The organism is Desulfovibrio sp. X2 (genome assembly GCF_000422205.1).
Lineage (GTDB): Bacteria > Desulfobacterota > Desulfovibrionia > Desulfovibrionales > Desulfovibrionaceae > Alkalidesulfovibrio.
Genome location: NZ_ATHV01000064.1, coordinates 325,843 through 345,522, shown reverse-complemented (window position 1 = coordinate 345,522; position 19,680 = coordinate 325,843). Strand labels below are relative to the sequence as shown.

At 68.7% G+C, this 19,680-nt stretch carries 15 protein-coding genes and 1 tRNA gene; 13 read left to right on the top strand and 3 right to left on the bottom strand.

Features of this window, described 5'->3' with window-relative positions; translation table 11 throughout:
* Positions 1-54 precede the first annotated feature (54 nt).
* Positions 55-489: a universal stress protein gene (locus DSX2_RS15695; RefSeq protein WP_020881980.1), complete on the bottom strand. Its 435-nt coding sequence runs from the start codon at positions 487-489 to the stop codon at positions 55-57.
* 191 nt (positions 490-680) lie between these two features.
* On the opposite strand from DSX2_RS15695, the gene DSX2_RS15690 reads away from it, so the two are divergent.
* The 12 genes from DSX2_RS15690 to lon all read left to right on the top strand — a co-directional run bounded on the left by DSX2_RS15690 (position 681) and on the right by lon (position 16,319).
* Complete coding sequence (locus DSX2_RS15690) at positions 681-1,604, top strand: branched-chain amino acid transaminase (protein ID WP_020881979.1); 924 nt, start codon at positions 681-683, stop codon at positions 1,602-1,604.
* 39 nt (positions 1,605-1,643) lie between these two features.
* The gene (gene dnaX, locus DSX2_RS15685; protein WP_020881978.1) at positions 1,644-3,656 is read left to right on the top strand and encodes a DNA polymerase III subunit gamma/tau; all 2,013 of its coding nucleotides are present in this window, start codon (positions 1,644-1,646) and stop codon (positions 3,654-3,656) included.
* Between the two features lie 78 nt (positions 3,657-3,734).
* Positions 3,735-4,046, top strand: a complete 312-nt coding sequence (locus DSX2_RS15680) for a YbaB/EbfC family nucleoid-associated protein (protein ID WP_020881977.1) — start codon at positions 3,735-3,737, stop codon at positions 4,044-4,046.
* Between the two features lie 17 nt (positions 4,047-4,063).
* Complete coding sequence (recR, locus tag DSX2_RS15675) at positions 4,064-4,675, top strand: recombination mediator RecR (protein ID WP_020881976.1); 612 nt, start codon at positions 4,064-4,066, stop codon at positions 4,673-4,675.
* Between the two features lie 42 nt (positions 4,676-4,717).
* Positions 4,718-6,943, top strand: coding sequence for an ATP-dependent RecD-like DNA helicase (locus DSX2_RS15670; protein WP_020881975.1), 2,226 nt, complete (start codon positions 4,718-4,720; stop codon positions 6,941-6,943).
* A gap of 342 nt (positions 6,944-7,285) precedes the next feature.
* A complete protein-coding gene (locus DSX2_RS15665; RefSeq protein WP_020881974.1) occupies positions 7,286-8,317 on the top strand; it encodes a lysylphosphatidylglycerol synthase transmembrane domain-containing protein in 1,032 nt (343 codons plus the stop codon).
* Entirely contained in the window at positions 8,314-9,777 is a 1,464-nt protein-coding gene (gene thiD, locus DSX2_RS15660) for a bifunctional hydroxymethylpyrimidine kinase/phosphomethylpyrimidine kinase (RefSeq protein ID WP_020881973.1), read from the top strand. Before DSX2_RS15665 ends, thiD begins: the two co-directional genes overlap by 4 nt.
* A 110-nt stretch (positions 9,778-9,887) precedes the next feature.
* Positions 9,888-9,971, top strand: a tRNA-Leu gene (locus DSX2_RS15655).
* 170 nt (positions 9,972-10,141) lie between these two features.
* Positions 10,142-11,476, top strand: coding sequence for a trigger factor (gene tig, locus DSX2_RS15650; RefSeq protein ID WP_020881972.1), 1,335 nt, complete (start codon positions 10,142-10,144; stop codon positions 11,474-11,476).
* A 279-nt stretch (positions 11,477-11,755) separates the two neighbouring features.
* A complete protein-coding gene (gene clpP, locus DSX2_RS15645) occupies positions 11,756-12,376 on the top strand; it encodes an ATP-dependent Clp endopeptidase proteolytic subunit ClpP (protein WP_020881971.1) in 621 nt (206 codons plus the stop codon).
* A 78-nt stretch (positions 12,377-12,454) separates the two neighbouring features.
* Positions 12,455-13,708: an ATP-dependent Clp protease ATP-binding subunit ClpX gene (gene clpX / locus DSX2_RS15640; protein WP_020881970.1), complete on the top strand. Its 1,254-nt coding sequence runs from the start codon at positions 12,455-12,457 to the stop codon at positions 13,706-13,708.
* 148 nt (positions 13,709-13,856) lie between these two features.
* Positions 13,857-16,319: an endopeptidase La gene (gene lon / locus DSX2_RS15635; protein ID WP_020881969.1), complete on the top strand. Its 2,463-nt coding sequence runs from the start codon at positions 13,857-13,859 to the stop codon at positions 16,317-16,319.
* 79 nt (positions 16,320-16,398) lie between these two features.
* Here the strand turns inward: lon and DSX2_RS15630 are convergent, their stop codons facing one another.
* Positions 16,399-17,778 carry an NAD(P)/FAD-dependent oxidoreductase gene (locus DSX2_RS15630; protein ID WP_020881968.1) on the bottom strand — a complete coding sequence of 460 codons (1,380 nt, stop codon included), beginning with the start codon at positions 17,776-17,778 and terminating at the stop codon, positions 16,399-16,401.
* A gap of 218 nt (positions 17,779-17,996) precedes the next feature.
* Between DSX2_RS15630 and DSX2_RS15625 the strand changes: the two genes are divergently transcribed.
* Positions 17,997-18,338, top strand: coding sequence for a DsrE family protein (locus tag DSX2_RS15625; protein ID WP_020881967.1), 342 nt, complete (start codon positions 17,997-17,999; stop codon positions 18,336-18,338).
* A gap of 48 nt (positions 18,339-18,386) precedes the next feature.
* Here the strand turns inward: DSX2_RS15625 and DSX2_RS15620 are convergent, their stop codons facing one another.
* On the bottom strand, positions 18,387-19,598 hold the full coding sequence (locus tag DSX2_RS15620) for a hypothetical protein (RefSeq protein ID WP_020881966.1): 1,212 nt from the start codon (positions 19,596-19,598) through the stop codon (positions 18,387-18,389).
* Positions 19,599-19,680: the final 82 nt, after the last annotated feature.

Here is a 19,680-nt window from a genome sequence, read left to right as displayed (position 1 = left end):
GGGTCCAGGGAGGGCGAGGAGCCCTCCCTGGCCGCCGGAGGCATCTTTAAAGTGCTAGCGCACCACGAGGACGGGGAGGGTGGCGAGCTGCATGACCTTGTGGGTCACGCTGCCCACGAGCAGGCTTTCGAGGCCGGTCTTGCCCTTGGTGCCCATGACGATGCAGTCGCACTTCTCGAGGTCGGCCACCTCGCAGATGACTTCTGCCGTGGGGCCGCCCACGATCTTGTCGTCGTAGGAGAGCCCGGAGCGGTCGAGGAGTTCGCGGAAGGGCGCGAGCAGGGTCGCGGCCTCGCGGGCGTAGTGCTCGGTGACCTGCTGGAAATTGGGCTCGCCGAGCGCCGTGGGCACGGGGCGGTGGCAGTGCAGGAGCACGATGGAGCCGCCTGACAGGCGGGCCAGCTCCACCGCCTGGATGGCGGCGTCCATGGAGTACGAGGATCCGTCGACGGGCAGCAGGATGCGCTTGAATTTGGTCTTGGGCGTCATGGGCCTCTCCTTGCGTGGAATCCTTGCCTCATACACGGCGCGGCCCCGCGTTGGCAATGCGCGCCGGGCCGGGATCCGCGCGTCGGGGCGGCCACTCGTCCGCCCCCAGGCTTGACCCCACCGGCCGCAATCTTGTAACCAAAACGATTCGCGTTCATTCCACATCCGATGTCCTGAGAGGGGTTTTCGTCATGGTGCAGAAGACGGACAAAATCTGGTTCGACGGCAAGCTGGTTCCCTGGGACGAGGCCAACGTCCACGTCCTGACCCACACGCTCCACTACGGAGTGGGCGTTTTCGAAGGCATCCGCGCCTACAAGACCGTGGACGGCCGCTCCGCCGTCTACCGGCTGAAGGAGCACGTCAAGCGGCTCTTCGACTCGGCGCGCATCATGGAGATGAAGGTCCCCCACAGCGAAGAGGACATCGTCAAGGCCATCGTGGAGACGCTGCAGGCCAACCAGCTGGCCGAGGCCTACATCCGGCCGCTCATGTTCATCGGCGACGGCGTCATGGGCGTGCACCCGGGCAAGAACCCCATCCGCACCATCGTGGCCACCTGGTTCTGGGGCGCCTACCTCGGCGAGGAGGCCCTGAAGAAGGGCATCCGCATCAAGACCTCCACCTTCACCCGCCACCACGTCAACGTGATGATGACCAAGGCCAAGGCCTGCGGCAACTACGTGAACTCCGTGCTGGCCAAGATGGAGGCCGTGGCCGACGGCTACGACGAGGCCCTGATGCTCGACACCTCGGGCTACGTCTCCGAGTGCACGGGCGAGAACATCTTCCTGGTGCGCAACGGCGTCATCAAGACCCCGCCGCTGACCTCGATCCTCGCGGGCATCACCCGCGAGTCCATGATCAAGCTGGCCCGCGAGCTGGGCTACGAGGTCGTGGAGGAGCGCTTCACCCGCGACGAGCTGTACTCCGCGGACGAGGCCTTCCTGACCGGCACCGCGGCCGAGCTGACGCCGATCCGCGAGGTCGACCGCCGCCGGATCGGCAAGGGCGAGGCCGGGCCCGTGGCGCTCCATCTCCAGAAGGAGTACTTCAAGATCGTCACCGGCGACAACGCCGCCCACGCCGACTGGCTGCACTATTACACCGTCTAGAAACGGAGGACGGGGGCCGGCTGCCCGGCCCCCTCGCCCATGAGCACCAAGAGCCTCACCGCCAAGTACCGCCCGCAGCGCTTCTCCGAGGTCGCCGGACAGGACGCCGTCAAGGCTGTGCTTTCCCGCGCCGCGGCCGAGGACCGCATCGCGCCCGCCTACCTCTTCTCGGGCACGCGCGGCGTGGGCAAGACGACCATCGCCCGCATCCTGGCCAAGGCCGTGAACTGCGAGCGGGGGCCCGCCGCCGAGCCGTGCAACGAGTGCCGCCACTGCAGGGCGATCACCGCGGGCGCGGCCGTGGACGTGGTCGAGATCGACGCCGCCTCCAACCGCGGCATCGACGACGCGAGGCGCCTGAAGGAAGACATCGGCTACGCGCCCATCGAGTGCCGCTACAAGGTCTTCATCGTGGACGAGGCGCACATGCTCACCCGCGAGGCCTTCAACGCGCTCCTGAAGACGCTCGAGGAGCCGCCGCCGCACGCCACCTTCGTCCTGGCCACCACGGAGCCGCACAAGTTCCCGGCCACGATCATCAGCCGCTGCCAGCACTACACCTTCAAGCGGTTGCCGCAAAAGGAGCTGGAGGCGCACCTGCGCTCCCTGCTCGAGCGCGAGGGCGTGGGCTTCGAGCCGCAGGCGCTTTCCCTCATCGCCCGGCGCGGCGCGGGCAGCGTGCGCGACTCCATGTCGCTCCTGGCCCAGGCGCTGGCCATGGGCAGCGAACCCCTGACCGCGGCCGACGTGCGCGCCGTGCTCGGCCTCGCCGGACGCGAGGTGCTGCTGCGGCTGTTGGACGCCGTGGCCGCGGGCGACTGCGCCGCGCTCTCCGCGCTGCTCTCCGAAGTGCTGGACCAGGGGCTCGATCTCGGCTTCTTCCTGCGCGAGCTGGCCGGGACCTGGCGCGATCTTTTCCTGCTTTCCCAGTCCGGCGGCACCGCCTCCGGGGCCATCGAGGCCTCGCCCGAGGAGGTCGCGGAGCTTACCGACTACGCCGGGCGCTTCACCCTGGCGCACATCCACGCCTGCTGGCAGCTGACGCTCGAAGGCCAGCGCCGCGTGCTGCACAGCCTCGAGCCCGCCCAGGCCCTGGAGCTTCTGCTCTTCAACATGGCCAGCCTGCCCAAGCTTCTGGACCTCGAATCCCCTGCCGCGGCGCGCGGCGCCCGCCCGGGACCCGTCGGCCGGGGCCCCCAGGGAGGAGGGAACGTCGGCTCCGGAGGCCAAAGGCCAGTCGGTCCTGCCCAGTCTGGGCAAGGCGGAGCAGGGCAGGGGCTTGCGCCCCAGGCCGCCCGGCAGCCCGCAGCCCAGGCCATGGCACGACCGGAAGCCGGAGCCCGGGAGCACGCTCCCGCGGCCGGGGCCGGTCCTGCCGCAGGGTCGGAGTCGGCCGCCTCCGAGTCCGCGCCGCAGCCCGAGCCCGAGCCCCCGAGCGCCGCAGCTTCCGTCGCCCCCGCGTCCGGACGTGCACAGGAACCCGAGCCCGAGCCGGTTCCCGTTCCCGACCGCGCGCCCTGGGAGGACCCGGAGGACGTCGCAGCGGATGCTTCCGCGGATGTCTCGGCGGATGTCTCCGGCGAGGACTTCGGACCGGAGCCCACTCCCGAGGCGGTGGCGGAAGCGGCCGCGCCAACGCCTGCGCAGCCCGAGCCCGCGCCTTCCGCACCGGCATCGGCGCCCGCGCCGCGGTCCGGCGGGCCGCGCACCTGGGAGGGCTTCCTGGCCTTTGCCCAGGGCCGGGCCAACGGCCAGGGGCTGCCCGCGGGCTTCTCCCTGTGCAAAGGGGAGTACGCGGAAGGCGTACTTCGTCTCGTCTGCCAGAACGACGAGCACAGGAACGTGCTCTCGCGGTCGGGCAACCTGGAGCGCATCGAGCGCCTCGTGCGCGAATATTTCGGGGAGGGGACCGAGACGGCCTTCGCCTGCGCCGCACGCGCGCCGGAGAAGAGCCGCAAGGAGCTGCGCGACGACCTGCGCACCAACCCCGTGGTCAGGAAGATGATCGACGACTTCGGCGCGATCATCGTGAACTTCGATCCGATAAACTAGGCGGCGCGGCGCAGCGGCCCGCCGCATAACGCGAACGAACGACGACGACATCTCCCCGAGTGGGAGAGAGGAGAACGCATGCGCGGCATGAACGACCTGGTCCGTCAGGCCCAGATGATGCACAAGAAGATGGGGCAGCTGCAGGAAGACCTTTCCGGCCGCACCGTGGAGGCCCAGAGCGGCGGGGGCATGGTCAGCGTGGTCGCCACCTGCGCCGGGGACGTGACCTCCGTGAAGATCGACAAGTCCGTGGTCGATCCGGAGGACGTGGAGATGCTGCAGGATCTCGTGCTGGCCGCCGTGGGCGAGGCGCTGAAGCAGGCGCGCGAGCTGCGCGAGGCCGAGATGTCCAAGCTCACCGGCGGTCTCAAGCTGCCCGGCATCATCTAGGAGCGCGTCTCAGCTCCATGGAAAAGAGCGCCCTTCCGGCCCCCCTGCGCGAGCTCGTGGAGCGTCTGGCCGGTCTGCCCGGCCTCGGCCCCAAGTCTGCCCTGCGCATCGCCCTGACCGTGCTCAAGTGGCCGCGCGAGAAGGCCGACGCCCTGGGCGGGGCCATCCTTGAGCTGCGCGAGAAGCTCTGCTTCTGCGAGCGCTGCCTGAGCCTCGCCGAGTCGAGCCCCTGCCCGCTGTGCACCGACCCCGCCCGCGAGCAGGACAAGCTCTGCCTCGTGGGCGAGTGGGACAGCCTGCTGACCATGGAGGAAGGCGGCTTCTACAAGGGGCAGTACATGGTCCTCGGCGGCCTGCTCGCGCCGCTGGACGGCGTGGACGCGGGCCAGCTGGAGTTCCGCGCCCTGCGCGAGCGGCTGGCCGAGGGTGAGGTCGCGGAGCTGATCCTTGCGCTGGGCACCACGCTCGAGGCCGAGGCCACGGCCTCCTACGTCAAGAACATGATCGAACGCGACTTCCCCAACGTGCAGCTGACCCGCCTGGCCCAGGGCATTCCGCTCGGCGCGGAGGTCAAGTTCGTGGACCGCGAGACGCTGCGCCAGTCCCTGCTCTGGAGGCAGAAGCTCTAGGCCGGGACGGGGCGCCTCTCTCCCCGACCCGCTGCATACGCCATGGACGCCAAGCCCCTGACCCTCGACGGCCTGCCCGAGGAGCCCGATCTCACCCGCATCGTGGGCGAGGTCCTGGCCGTGACCTTCCACAATCCGCTCTCCGGCTGGACCGTGGCCCGCCTCAAGGTGCGCGAGGAGTCCGGCCAGACCACGGCGATCGGCTGCCTGGGCAGCCTCACGCCCGGCGAGATGCTCGAGATGTGGGGCGAGTGGAAGGAGCATCCGCGCTTCGGCCGCCAGTTCGAGGTCACGCGCTTCGTGCAGGCCTACCCGGCGAGCCTCAACGGCATCATCCGCTACCTGGGCTCCGGGCTCATCAAGGGCATCGGCCGGACCATGGCCGAGAAGCTCACGGACCGCTTCGGGGCCGAGGTCCTGGACATCCTGGACCGCGAGCCGGAACGTCTGCTCGAGGTCGAGGGCATCGGCCGCAAGAAGCTCAAGGGCATCGTGGAGTCCTGGGAGTCGCAGCGCGAGATCAGGAACCTGATGCTCTTCCTGCAGACCCACGAGGTGCCCACCACCTACGCCTCGCGCATCTTCTCCCTGTACGGCTCCGGGGCCATCGCCAAGCTCGAGGAGAACCCCTACGAGCTGGCCTACCACATCCGGGGCATCGGCTTCCGCACGGCGGACGCCATGGCCCTGCGCCTGGGCTTCGCGCCGGACGCGCTGGAGCGCGTGGAGGCGGCGGTCATCTATGCGCTTTTTTCCATGAGCGAGAAGGGGCACCTCTTCTATCCCGAGGAGAACCTCCACGGCCTCGTGCACGAGATGCTCGGCGGCGTGGACCGCGAGCGCTTCGAGGAGGCGCTGGCGGGCCTTGAGGAGCGCAAGCGCGTGCGCGTGGAGGACCTGCCCGAGCAGAACGTGCGCCGCGCCGTGTGGCTGACGCTCTTCTGGAAGGTCGAGAGCGAGGTGGCGACCAGGCTCTACGGCCTCTTCTCGCACCCCTGCCCCAAGAGCTTCCGCAAGAAGGTGGAAGGGCTCCTGCCCGGGCTCGAATCCGAGGCGGGCATCGACCTCTCGGGCGAGCAGCGCGAGGCCGTGGTCGGCGCCTGCGTGAACAAGGCCTACATCGTCACCGGCGGGCCGGGCACGGGCAAGACGACCATCACGCGCATGATCGTGCGCGCCCTGGCCGCGGCCGGGCTGAATACGAAGCTCTGCGCGCCCACGGGCCGCGCGGCCAAGCGCATGAGCGAGGCGGCCGGGGCCGAGGCCTCGACCATCCACAGGCTCTTGCAGTACCAGCCGGACGGCGGCTTCGGCCACAACGAGGAGAGCAAGCTGAAGGCCGAGGCCGTGATCGTGGACGAGGCCAGCATGCTCGACGTGCAGCTCTTCCAGGCCCTGCTGCGCGCCCTGCCGCTCACCTGCCGCCTCGTGCTCGTGGGCGACGTGAACCAGCTGCCCTCGGTGGGGCCGGGCAACGTGCTCTCGGACCTCCTGTCCAGCGAGGCCGTGCCCACCTCGAAGCTTACGCACATCTACCGCCAGGCCATGGAGAGCTACATCGTGCGCAACGCGCACCGCGTGAACTCCGGCCAGTTTCCCGAGGAGGACCCCGAGGCCCAGCCGCCGAAGAAGGACTTCTGGTGGATCGTGCAGGACGACCCGGCCAAGGTGCGCCAGCTGATCCTCGACAGCGTCTGCCGCCGCATCCCCGCGGCCTACGGGCTCGACCCCCTGCGCGACGTGCAGGTGCTCTCGCCCATGCACAAGGGCGAGGTGGGCACCCAGGCCCTGAACCAGGCCGTGCAGGAGGCCCTGAATTCGGGCGGGCCGGAGCTCGTGCGCGGCCAGACGCGCTTTCGCGCGGGCGACCGCATCATCCAGATGCGCAACAACTACGAGAAGGACGTCTTCAACGGCGACCTCGGCTTCGTGGACGAGGTGGACCCGGGAAGCGGCGAGCTCCTGGCCGACTTCGACGGCCGCATGGTGCCCTACGAGGCGGGCGATCTGGACGAGCTGACCCTGGCCTACGCCATCAGCGTGCACAAGTCGCAGGGCAGCGAGTACCCGGCCGTGGTCATCCCCATGGTCACGCAGCATTACGTGCTGCTGCAGCGGAATCTCCTCTACACCGCGCTCACGCGGGCCAAGCGGCTCGTGGTCATGGTGGGCAGCCGCAGGGCCGTGGGCCTCGCGCTGCGCAACGACAAGTCCGACCGCCGCTTCACCCATCTGCGCTACCGCCTGCAGGAGCTGGTCAACTCCTAGTGTGATGTCCGCAAAATACGCAAAGCCGTATTTTGCGGAAGATCGCTGCGCCGAAAACGTGGTTTTCGGCTTGCTCACGCCGCCGACGCTCTGCTGTCGGCATCCGTAAGACTTGCGCCCAAGGGCGCTCGCCTAACGGCTGCCGCTGGCGGCTGAACCGTGCCTTCGCCCGGTTCATGTGTCGCGTACGACCACTGCGCAGCGTATCGACTTTTTTCATGGACGCGACACTAGGGCCTCTTGCCCCTCCCCCCGGAGCGGCGTAATGGAGACTCGCCGCGCCTCGGGCCGTGTCCCGGGCGCGGGAAAGAGGCGGGCTGCCCCCGCCGTTCGTGGAGAGACATGCGAAAGGTCCTGGTCTTCCTGCTCAAGCTGGCCTTGGTTGCGGCCTGCGTGCTCTACGCCGTGTGGGGCGCCGACTTCGCGGCGCTCACGCGCGCCGTGGCCGGCTACAGCCCCTGGCGCGTCGGCCTGATCATCCTCTACATGGTCGCCATCCTGGGCGTGCCGGGGCTTCGCCTGCGCTACCTCTGCGGCCCGGGGCTCTCCGTCTACGCCGGGGCCAAGGCCACGGCGCTCGGACTGGGGCTCAACAACGTCTTTCCCGCCAAGCTCGGCGAGGTGGCCAAGGCCGCCTACCTGAGCAGGCACTGCGGCTTTTCGGCGGCCAAGGGACTCGGGCTGGTCTTCTGGGAGCGCTTCTTCGACGTCAACCTCATCTTCTGCCTGGCCGCGGTGAGCCTCGGCGCGGCCTCTTCGAGGCTGCCCATCTGGCCCGGGCTCGCGGCCGTGGGCTGCGCCTGGCTCGTCATCGGCGCGCTGCGCGTCTGGCCGGGGCTCGGCACCGCGCTGCTCCGCCTCGTGCCCTTCGAGCGGCTGCGCCTCTTCGCCTCGGAGCTCCTGCACCAGCTCGGCGCGAAGCTCTCGCTCGGCTTCTTCGCGCGCCTGGCCGTCCTGACCATCCTCGTCTGGGCGACCTATTTCCTGAGCCAGTACCTCGTCCTGGCCTGGCTGGCGGACCTGCCCCTCGCGCCCGGCCAGATACTGGCCGTCTTCGTCATCGGCGCGCTGGGCATGGCCGTGCCCTCGTCCCCGGGCGCCATCGGGGTCTTCGAGGCCTCCATCGTCTTCGGACTCGGCCTCTTCGGCGTGCCCAAGGGCCCGGCCCTGGCCGCGGCCCTGGTGCTGCACATGATCCAGGTGGTGCCCACGACGCTGTGCGGCCTCCTGGTCATGGCCCGCTCCGGGCTCAGGCCGGGGGCGCTGCGCAGCGTGGACGACGCGGCGGACGACGTGGCGGACGATATGGAAGATGGAGACGGCGGCGGGGAGAGCGGGGGAGAGAACCGGCAAGCGAACAGGGAGGAAGCATGATCAGGAATCCCCAGGCCCTGACCGTGGCCGGGTCCGATTCCGGCGGCGGCGCGGGAATACAGGCGGACCTGAAGGCCTTCGCCATGAACGGCGTGTACGGCGCCAGCGTGATCACCGCCCTGACGGCGCAGAACTCGCTGGGGGTCTCGGGCATCCACGCGCCCGAGCCGGAGTTCGTGGCCCTGCAGCTCTCCGCCGTGCTGGACGACCTTTCCATCGACGCCGCCAAGACCGGCATGCTCTTCTCGCACGGCATCATCGCCGCGATCGCCCCGCTGCTCAAGGCCTGGGGCGGCCCGTTGGTCGTGGACCCGGTCTGCGTGGCCACCAGCGGACACCGCCTGCTGCAGCCGGACGCCGTGGAGGCCTTGAAGACGAAGATGGCCCCCCTGGCCGCGCTCTTCACCCCCAACCGCCACGAGGCCGAGCTTCTGGTGGGCATGGACATCCGCACGCGCGAGGACTGCTTCGAGGCCTGCCGCCGCCTGCTCGACCTGGGGCCCGCGGCCGTGCTGCTCAAGGGCGGCCATTTCGAGGACTTCGCCGCGGTCACGGACTGGCTGGCCGTGCGCGGACAGGAGCCCATCCCGCTGATCCAGCCCAAGGTGGACACGAAAAACGTGCACGGCACGGGCTGCTCCCTGTCCGCGGCCATCGCCGCGAACCTGGCGCGCGGCATGGAGCTCACGCGCGCCGTGACCGAGGCGCAGGGCTTCCTGAACCTCGGGCTTCGCGCCTCCTACCGCGTGGGACGGGGGCCCGGCCCGCTGAACCACGCGGCGCCGCTCGTGCAGGCCCGGGCGCGGGCCGAGATACTGGAGGAGCTTGCCGACACCGGGCGCAGGCTGGCCGAGCGGCCCTTCGCCGCGGGCCTGCTGCCGCGCTTCGGCGGCAACATGGCCGCGGCCCTGCCCTGGGCCACGCGGCCCGCGCAGGTGGCGGCCTTCGACGGCGGCATCACCTCTTCCCTGGACGGCCATGTGCTCCTGCCCGGCTGTCCGCGTTACGGCGCTGCGCCGGAACTCGGCGTGCGCCTGACCGCGGCCGCCGCGGCGGCCGGGGAAGGGGAGGGGGGCCTGTCCTGGGCCCTCACCCTGCGCCTGGCCGAGAACACCCTGAAGGGGCTGGACGCGGCCGGGCTCAGGGTCTCGGCCGTGGACCACGGCATGGACGGCGACGAGCCGCGCGGCCGGGACGACGACCTGGACTGGAACACCCTGAACGCCCTGCGCGCGGCAGGGCACGGCCCGGAAGCGGACGTGCCGCGTTCCGCCGGGGGCGCCGACTCTCCGGCCGACGCCCTCCCCGACGCTCTCATAGACACCTCGGGCGACTTCCCCGGGCCCGTGGTCGTCCTCCTCGCGCGCGACGCGGCCGAGCTCCTGGACAAGCTGGACGCCATGGCCGGTTCCGGCAAGGGGGCCGCCAAGGGTTCCGCCAAGAGCCGGGCGCGCGGCTGAGGCGGCCGCGCAGGGGCGGGAACCCGCGTCCGGGCGGGCGTTTGGGGGCGCCCAGGTTGACAGGTGGTCCCCTGTGTGTGAAATGGGCATGCCCCCGAAGGTGCCCGCGTGCGAGAGTGGCGGAATTGGTAGACGCACCAGACTTAGGATCTGGCGGCTTTGCCTTGCGGGTTCGAGTCCCGCCTCTCGCACCAGACCCTCCCGCGACGTCCCGCCGGACCGCATCATTCAGCCCCCGGGCCCCGCGCCCCTGTCCGCCCGGCCCGGCCGGGGCGATTGACAGCCCCCGGCGCGGTACGTATAGGGCTTCATTTCCGCCGGACATTCGCCCCAAGCCGGGGTTTTCAGAATAAGGAGCGAGAGCATGGAATACAAAGTCGAAGACCTGTCCCCGGTCGAGAAGAAGATCACCGTCAGCGTGAGCGCCGAGGAAGTCAACGCGGCCCTGGCCGCGACCACCGCCATCTACACCCGCACCACCGAGATGAAGGGCTTCCGCAAGGGCAAGGTGCCCATGAGCGTGGTCGGCACCAAGTACAAGAAGCAGATCCTGGCCGAGGCCACGCAGGATCTGGTGAACTACCAGCTGAACGAGATCATGTCCGAGCTCAAGCTCTCCCCGGTCTCCGGCATCAATGTCGATCCCGCGGGCGAGATGGCCAAGGACGAGGACTACTCCTACACCTTCTCCTTCGAGGTCCCGCCTGCCCTGGATCTGCCGCAGTACCGCGGCCGCAAGGTGGAGCAGGAGTCCGTGGTCGTCGACGAGGCCGAGGTCGACCAGGTCATCGAGCGCATCCGCGGCAACCTCGCGGAGCTGAAGGACGTCGAGGAGAAGCGCAAGGCGCAGGACGGCGACGTGGTCGTCATCGACTTCGCCGCCATGGGCCAGGACAAGGCCTTCGAGGGGCTGCGCGCCCAGAATTTCCAGCTCGACCTCGGCAAGGGCCAGGCGCTCGAGTCCTTCGAGGAGCTGGTCAAGACCGTCGAGTCCGGCGAGAAGACCCAGGGGCAGATCACCTTCCCCGACGACTTCCTGAACACCGACCTGGCCGGAAAGACCGTCGAGATGCACGTGCACCTGAAGTCCATCAAGGAGAAGGTGCTGCCCCCCGCGGACGACGAGCTGGCCAAGAAGGCCGGCGGCTACGAGACCTACGACGCCCTGCGCGGCGCCATCCGCAACTCCTACGAGGCCTCCCGCACCCAGCTCAACCGCTCCGTGGCCGAGAAGAAGCTCCTGGACGACATCATCGAGGGCATGGAGATTCCCCTGCCGCCCTCCCTGGTCGACCGCACCGTGAGCAACCTCCTTTCCGAGCATATCGGTCGCCTGGAGCGCAAGGGCAAGAGCCTGGAGTCCACCGGCAAGACCGTGGAGCAGCTGCGCGAGGAGTACAAGGAGACCGCCGAGCAGGCCTCCCGCGTGCAGGTCTTCCTCATGGCCGTGGCCAACAAGGAAGGCCTCACCGTCTCCCCGCAGGAGGTCGAGGCCGAGATCCGCAAGGTCGCCGCCCAGTCCGGCCAGGACTTCGAGAGCATCAAGCAGTACTATGAGCAGACCGGCATGCATGTGCTGGTCAAGGACCGCCTGCTGGCCGACAAGGCCATGGAGCTGATCTACGAGGCCGCCGAGGTTGCCGAGGTCGCTCCCAAGGCCCCCGAGGCCGAGAAGGCCGAGTCCGGAGAGTCCGCCTAGGCGCCCGGTCCGCCGATATCCGACGACGACGCGCCGCCCGGACGGATTTTCCCGTCCGGGCGGCTTTTTCGTCCCTCCGGCGCCCGCCCTTGGCGCCGAAGGGCCGCTATTTCATGCGCCCGGTCTTGACCGGCGCGTGACTTGCATTACATGATGAGTCGGCAGAAACTCGCTTGAGCTTGCCGGGGGAACACGGTAGGTTTTCACCGTGACCGAACGCGGAAACGGCTTTTCCCCCTCCCGAGTGATCCCATAGCCACCTTTCCGAAGGAGTATTTCATGCCACACGCTCAGATGATCCCCATGGTCATCGAGACCACCGGCCGCACGGAGCGCGCCTATGATATCTATTCGCGGCTGCTGAAGGACCGCATCATCCTCCTGGGCACGCCCATCACGGACGACGTGTCGAGCCTCATCTGCGCCCAGCTCCTGTTTCTCGAGTCCGAGAACCCGGAGAAGGAGATCAACGTCTACATCAACTCCCCGGGCGGCTCCGTGACCGCGGGCATGGCCATCTACGACACCATGCAGTACATCTCCGCCCCGGTGGCCACCCTCTGCCTCGGGCAGGCCGCCAGCATGGGCGCGCTGCTCCTGGCCGCGGGCGCTCCGGGCATGCGCTACGCCCTGCCGCACTCGCGCATCATGATCCACCAGCCCATGGGCGGCTTCTCCGGCCAGGCCACGGACGTGGAGATCCACGCCCGCGAGATCCTGCGCATGAAGTCGGAGCTGAACCAGATCATGGCCGACCACACTGGCAAGCCCCTGGACAAGGTCGCGGCCGACACCGAGCGCGACTACTTCATGCGTGCCGACGAGGCCAAGGAATACGGTATAATTGACAGCGTTCTCGTTTCGCGCCAGGACTCGACGAAGGGCGACGGGAACAAATAATTCCGGGCCCGGTCGGACGAAATCCGACCCGGCCTGACAGGCAACGACAGTCCAACGACAGAGAGGACCGCGAGACACATGGCCAACAACAAGAACGGCAGGAACGGCGACCTGCGCTGCTCCTTCTGCGGCAAGAACCAGGAGGACGTGCAGCGCCTCATCGCCGGACCGGACGTCTACATCTGCGACGAGTGCGTCTCCCTGTGCAACGAGATCATCGCCCAGGAGAGCGTCACCGAGGAGCGCGAGGAAGGCCAGCTCCTCCCTCCCGCCGAGATCAAGGCCCTGCTCGACGAGTACGTCATCGGCCAGGACCGCGCCAAGCGCATCCTCTCCGTGGCCGTGCACAACCACTACAAGCGCGTCTTCTACGCCGAGCGCGTGGGTGACGAGGTCGAGATCGACAAGTCCAACATCCTCCTCGTGGGCCCCACGGGCTGCGGCAAGACGCTGCTCGCCCAGACGCTCGCCCGCGTGCTCAAGGTGCCCTTCGCCATCGCCGACGCCACCACCCTGACCGAGGCGGGCTACGTGGGCGAAGACGTGGAGAACATCCTCGTGCAGCTGCTGCAGAACGCGGACTACGACATCGAGTCCGCGCAGCGCGGCATCGTCTACATCGACGAGATCGACAAGATCGCGCGCAAGTCCGACTCGCCCTCCATCACCCGCGACGTCTCGGGCGAGGGCGTGCAGCAGGCGCTGCTCAAGATCATCGAGGGCACCGAGGCCAACATCCCCCCCAAGGGCGGCCGCAAGCACCCGCAGCAGGAGTTCATCCGCATCGACACGACGAACATCCTGTTCATCATGGGCGGCGCCTTCATCGGGCTGGAGAAGATCATCGCCAACCGCCAGGCCGGAAGCTCCATGGGCTTCGGCGCCAAGGTCGAGAAGCGGCGCGAGGACGACCTCTCCGCGCTGCTCGTGGACGTGCACCCGAACGACCTGATCAAGTTCGGCATGATCCCCGAGTTCGTGGGCCGTGTCCCCGTGGTCACCTCGCTCGAGGACCTGGCCGAGGACGACCTCGTGCGCATCCTGACCGAGCCGAAGAACGCGCTCACCAAGCAGTACGCCAAGCTCTTCGAGCTGGACAAGGTCAAGCTGCGCTTCACCCAGAACGCGCTTCGCGCCGTGGCCCGGCAGGCCATCGAGCGCAAGACCGGCGCGCGGGGACTTCGCAACGTCCTCGAGAGCGTGATGCTCGACATCATGTACCGCCTGCCCTCGCTCACCAACGTCAAGGAGTGCGTGGTCAACAAGGCGGTCGTGGAGGACGGCCAGGAGCCGCTGCTGTTCTTCCACCAGCAGGAGGCCCGCTCCGCCTGATCCGCGGACGTCTCCTCGGGCGCGGGCGTCATTCGTTGACAATCGTGCCGCCTGCTTTACACTTGTCTCTATTCCCCGGACCGGCCGGATTTTCCGTCCGGCCGGTTCCCGGGTTTCTTTTCAGGGGTTTCTCCCCCAAGGAGAGAGCATGAGCAGCCTTTACTCCGGACCCGCCGGGGCCGCCCCCTCCAGTCTCACCATACCTATGATGTCCCTGCGCGAGGTGGTCATGTTCCCGCGCTCCATCGTGCCCCTGTTCGTGGGCCGGGAGGCGAGCATCAAGGCCATCGAGAACGCGCTGACGCGCTACGACAAGAAGATCTTCCTCGTCACCCAGAAGAATCCCGAGAAGGAGAAGCCCGAGGGCGAGGATCTGTACACCATGGGCACGGTGAGCAAGATCCTGCAGCTTCTGCGCCTGCCCGACGGCACCATCAAGGTCCTCTTCGAGGGACTGTACCGCGCCCGCTGGGACAACAAGCCCGATTCCCTGGCCACGAACGACGAATACCTGCTGGCCACGGTGCAGGCCGTGGAGGAGGACGAGCGCGAGGACAGCTCGTCGCGCGCCCTGGTGCGCGCGGTGCAGGAGTCGCTGGAGTCCTACGCCAAGGTGAACAAGAAGCTGGCCCAGGAGACCGTCATGGCGCTCTCCTCGGTGAGCCTGCCCGGCCGCCTGGCCGACTCCGTGATGCCCCACCTGAAGGTCGACTTCGCCAAGAAGCAGGAAGTGCTGGAGGAGCCCGACCCGATCACCCGCCTGGAAGAGGTCTACCGCCTCCTCGAGACCGAGATCGAGATCTCGTCCCTGGAGAAGAAGATCAAGGGCCGGGTGAAGCACCAGATGGAGCAGAACCAGAAGGACTACTATTTAAACGAGCAGCTCAAGGCCATCCACAAGGAGATGGGGCGCGAGGACGACCCCGTGGCCGAGGCCGAGGAACTCGAGGCGGCCATGAAGGCCAAGAGCATGCCCGAGGAGGCCCGCGAGAAGGGGCTGCGCGAGATCAAGAAGCTCAAGCAGATTCCCTCCAGCTCCGCCGAGTACACGGTGGTGCGCAACTACGTGGACTGGATCCTCGACCTGCCCTGGAACGAGGTCAAGGAAACGGCCATCGACATCGAGAAGGCCCGCACCATCCTGAACGAGGACCACTACGGCCTGGACAAGCCCAAGGAGCGCATCCTGGAGCATCTGGCCGTGCAGAGCCTCGTGGAGAAGATGCGCGGCCCCATCCTCTGCTTCGTGGGCCCTCCGGGCGTGGGCAAGACCTCGCTCGCCAAGTCCATCGCCCGCGCCACGGACAGGCCCTTCGTGCGCCTGTCGCTGGGCGGCGTGCGCGACGAGGCCGAGATCCGCGGACACCGCCGCACCTATGTGGGCGCGCTGCCGGGCAAGATCATCCAGTCGCTCAAGCGCGTGAAGTACAACAACCCGGTCTTCATTCTGGACGAGATCGACAAGATGAGCATGGACTTCCGCGGCGACCCCTCGGCCGCCCTGCTGGAAGTGCTCGACCCGGAGCAGAACTACGCCTTCGGCGACCACTACCTGGATCTCGACTACGACCTGTCCAAGATCTTCTTCATCACCACGGCCAACACGCTGCACTCCATCCCCCTGCCGCTGCAGGACCGCATGGAGATCATCCAGCTGCCCGGCTACCTGGAGACGGAGAAGAAGCAGATCGCCGAGAGCTTCCTGCTGCCCAAGCAGATCGAGCGCCACGGGCTCAAGACCGAGAACCTGACGCTGCCCGAGGAGTCGCTGCTCGAGGTCATCCGCCGCTACACCCGCGAGGCGGGCGTGCGCAACCTGGAGCGCGAGCTGGCCACCATCTGCCGCAAGGCGGCGCGCACCCTGGTCGAGAAGAACGACAGGGAGATGCTCATCGAGGTCGGCGCGGACAAGCTGCACGAGTTCCTGGGCGTGCCCAAGCACCGCTACGGCGAGAAGGAGGAGAAGCCCCTCGTCGGCGTGGTCAACGGCCTGGCCTACACCGAGCTCGGCGGCGACCTGCTCATGGTCGAGGTCTCGATCATGCCCGGCACGGGCAAGGTGGAGACCACAGGCAAGCTCGGCGACGTCATGCAGGAGTCGGCCAAGGCGGCCTTCTCCTACGTGCGCTCGCGCTCGGACCTCTTCGGCCTGCGCAAGGACTTCTACAAGGACATCGACATCCACGTGCACGTGCCCGAGGGCGCCATCCCCAAGGACGGCCCCTCCGCGGGCATCACCCTGTGCACGGCCATCGTCTCGGCCCTGCTGAACCGCCCGGTGCGCGACGATCTGGCCATGACCGGCGAGATCACCCTGCGCGGCCGCGTGCTGCCCATCGGCGGCCTGCGCCAGAAGCTCCTGGCCGCGCACCGCGGGCAGATCAAGACCGTGCTCATCCCGCGCGACAACGAGAAGGACCTGGAGGACGTGCCCGCTGAGATCAAGCGCGACCTCGAGCTCATCCCCGTGGAGAACATGGACGAGGTCCTGCGCCGCGCCCTGCTCACCACCGAGGGCGAGCGGCCCATCTTCTGCGACCTCGACGACATGGTTCCCCTGGCCTCCACCCTGGCCAAGGGCGAGCCCGAGGAACAGGGGCAGATGCACTAGGCAACAGCCGCTTCGAAAGAAATGACAAGGCCCCCTGCCGCATGGCAGGGGGCCTTTTTCGTGCCGCGTGGGAGGGATGCTAGCCGGGGGGCCTGCCTGCCGCGTCCGGCTTGGGCGCCTCCGCCTTCGCCGTGGACGCGTCCCCCTCGTCCTTGCCTCCGACCCGGCCCAGGTCGAGTCCCGTGCGGTCCCACAGGGCGGGGCGGGGCAGGATGATGCGGGCGGCGCGCTCGAAGAAGAAGTAGTCCCAGGCCCAGTTGACCAGGACCTGCACGCGGTTGCGGAATCCCAGGAGCGAGAGGAGGTGGACCGCGAGCCAGAGGAGCCACGCCGGAAAGCCGGTGAAGCTCTGCCGCCGCAGTTTGACCACCGCGGAGTTGCGGCCGATGGCCGCCATGCTGCCCTTGTCGTTGAAGCGGAACGGCTTGGGCTTTTTGCCCTTCATCTCGCGCAGGATGGTCCTGGCCACGTGTTTTCCCTGCTGCGTGGCCACCTGGGCGGTCATGGGCAGGGGCTTCACGTCCTCCGTCTTTCCCTGGATCTGGCAGACGTCGCCTATGGCCAGCACGTCCTCCATGTCCCGCACGCGCAGGAACTCGTCCACCAGCACGCGGCCGCTTTTCGCCAAGGGCAGGTTCATGGCCGCTGCCACGGGGTGCGCCCGGACCCCGGCGGTCCAGACCACGGTGCGCGTCAGGAAGTTGCTGCCGTCCGTGAGGCGCAGCGAGTCCTCGCCCACCTCGGCCACCTGGGCGCCCAGGAAGACCTGCACGCCCTTGTCGCGCAGGGCGATCAGCGCGGCCTCGCGCAGGTGGTCCGGGAAGCCGGGCAGGATGGCCTGCAGCGCCTCGAAGAGGACCACGCGCGCCTGGCCCGCGATGAGCGGGGGATAGTCCTTGGCCAGGGGGCCGCGGATGAGCTCGGACATGGCCCCGGCGAACTCCACGCCCGTGGGGCCGCCGCCGACCACGCCGAAGGTCAGGAGGTTTCGCTGCTCCGCGGGCTCGGTACTGCGCGCGGCGCGCTCGAAGCAGTCCATGATGTGGTTGCGCAGGAAGATGGACTGCTCGAGGCTCTTGAGGCGGAAGGCGTTGGTCTCGGCCCCGGGCACGCCGAAGAAGTTGGTCACGCTGCCCACGGCCACGACCAGGCGGTCGTAGGGGATCTCGCCGTTGTCCGTGAGCAGGAGCTTGTGGCCGTGGTCCAGGCCGCACACCTCGGACATGGCGAAGGAGACGTTGCCCGCCCCCCGGAAGATGCCGCGCACGGGCGAGGCGATCTGCTCGGACTCGAGCTCGGCCGCGGCCACCTGGTAGAGAAGGGGCTGGAAGGTGTGGTAGTTGTTGCGGTCCACCACCAGCACGTCGCAGTCCTTTCCGGCCAGCGCCCTGGCTGCCCAGAGCCCCGCGAATCCCGCGCCGAGAATGACCACCCTGGGGCGTGAGGTCTCCTGCTGCACGAAAGCTCCTCCTCCGTCCGCGCCAACCCGGCCGCGTGCCGGGCATCAAGCGGGACTCGTGAATCACGGACGGCTTGCGGTCGTCCGTGCATATGTGTCGCAGGGAGCAGGGGAGAGGTCAATGATATTGGCGAGGAATCGGCAATACCGGCGGTCTTTCTTGCACGGCCGTGCCGCCTGCCGTATCCTCCTGCGATGCTTAGAAGAGGAGGTTCACCATGGACACGAGACGGCTCGGCCTGGTCTGGGTCACGGGCGATCCGGAGGCGGCGCGCAACATGGTCCTGATGTACGCCCTGAACGCCAAGCTCAAGGGCTGGTGGGACGAGGTGCGGCTCATCGTCTGGGGGCCGTCGGCCAGGCTGCTGAGCGAGAACGCCGAGGTCTCCGCCGAGCTCGAGAACCTGGCCGCGGCCGGGGTGGAGCTCTGGGCCTGCAAGGCCTGCGCGGACCGCTACGGCGTCTCCGACTGGCTGGCCCAGCTCGGCATCAACGTGCTCTACGTGGGCGAGCCCTTCAGCAAGATGCTGCAGGGCGGCTGGACCTGCCTGACGGTCTGACGACCGGCCCGTCGGCTTGACCTCGGCTTGGCCTTGCCTGGCCTCGGCCTACGCCGCCTGGGAGAAGTCGCCGCGCGCAAGGGCCGCCAGGGCCTTGGCGTAGCGCGTCTGGAAGGCCGGGCCGTTGGCCGTGAAGGCCGCTATCTTGTGCAGCTGCGCCGCGCACCACGGCGCGAGTCCGCGGCTCTTCCTGAGCCGCGCATAGGCGCGCACCATGTGCAGCAGGTTGTGGCACACGGGCATGGCCAGGCCGTGAGCGCAGAGCATGCCGGAGAAGTCGCGCTCCGGCTCCTGGAAGAACGAGGCCACGGCGCGCGCGGCGTCGTAGTTCGACCCGGTGTTCATGAGCCGCACCCGCGCCTCGTCGTCGAGCCGTTCCGGCACGTGCGGCCGGGCCCAGGCCGCGGGCACCGTCTCGTGGGGCGCATACTCCACGCGGCCCAGGCGCAGGAAATCCAGCACCTTGTCCGCGAGGCGCGGCCACATGTCGGCCACGTGCTCCAGATCGCGGCGCAGCCTCTGGCGCGGCATCGCCGCCGCGTCTCCGGGCGCCTCGTCCGCCGTCTCCACCTTGAGGAAGGGGCAGTGGGCCTCGATGGCCGCCTTGCCCTCCTCCGCCATGAGGCCGCCCAGCACCCGGTCGAGCTCGATCAGATGGCAGCCGGGAAGCGAGGCCGTGAACTCGCGCAAGGCCTGTCCGGCCTCCTGCCAGGCCTGCTCCCAGGCCGCGAGGTAGGAGAAGGGCTCGGGCCCGAAGGCCGGGTGGTGGCCGAGGCGGGAGAGGACGAGCACGGGCGTGCCCGGACATGCCTCGCGCAGCCTGGCGAGCCAGCCGCCGAAGCGCTGGAAATAGCTCAAGGGATCGCTCTTCAGGAGCACGCAGTGCGCCCGCATCCAGGCGTCGAACTCCCGGCTCCCGGCCATGGCCTGTCCGTTCACGTGGAAGGCCCAGCCCTCCTCGCGGTGGGCGAACAGGGGCTCGGCCTCGTGGAACAGGTTGACCACCAGGAGTTCGGGGCGGGAGCGGCCCTGGAGCCGGTCCGGCGGCAGGCCCAGGAACTGGTGCGTCAGCTCGCGGCCGTCAAGATGCTGACCGAGGTCCGGCGCGTCCAGGAAGCGGGAGAGTTCGCCGGGCACGCGGCCGGGCGAGCGCAGCAGGGTGGAGGGCGAGGCCTGCCAGAAGTGGCGGGCGTCGATCCCCTTGGCGCCGAGGGCGGTCGCGAGGAATTCGGTCTGGCAGTTGCCGAGCAGGGCGATCATGGGCTAGGACCTCCGGGTGCGCGGCCTCGGGCCGCGCGTCCATTTCGCGAACACTTCCGGCACGGGACCTGCAGAGCCCGTG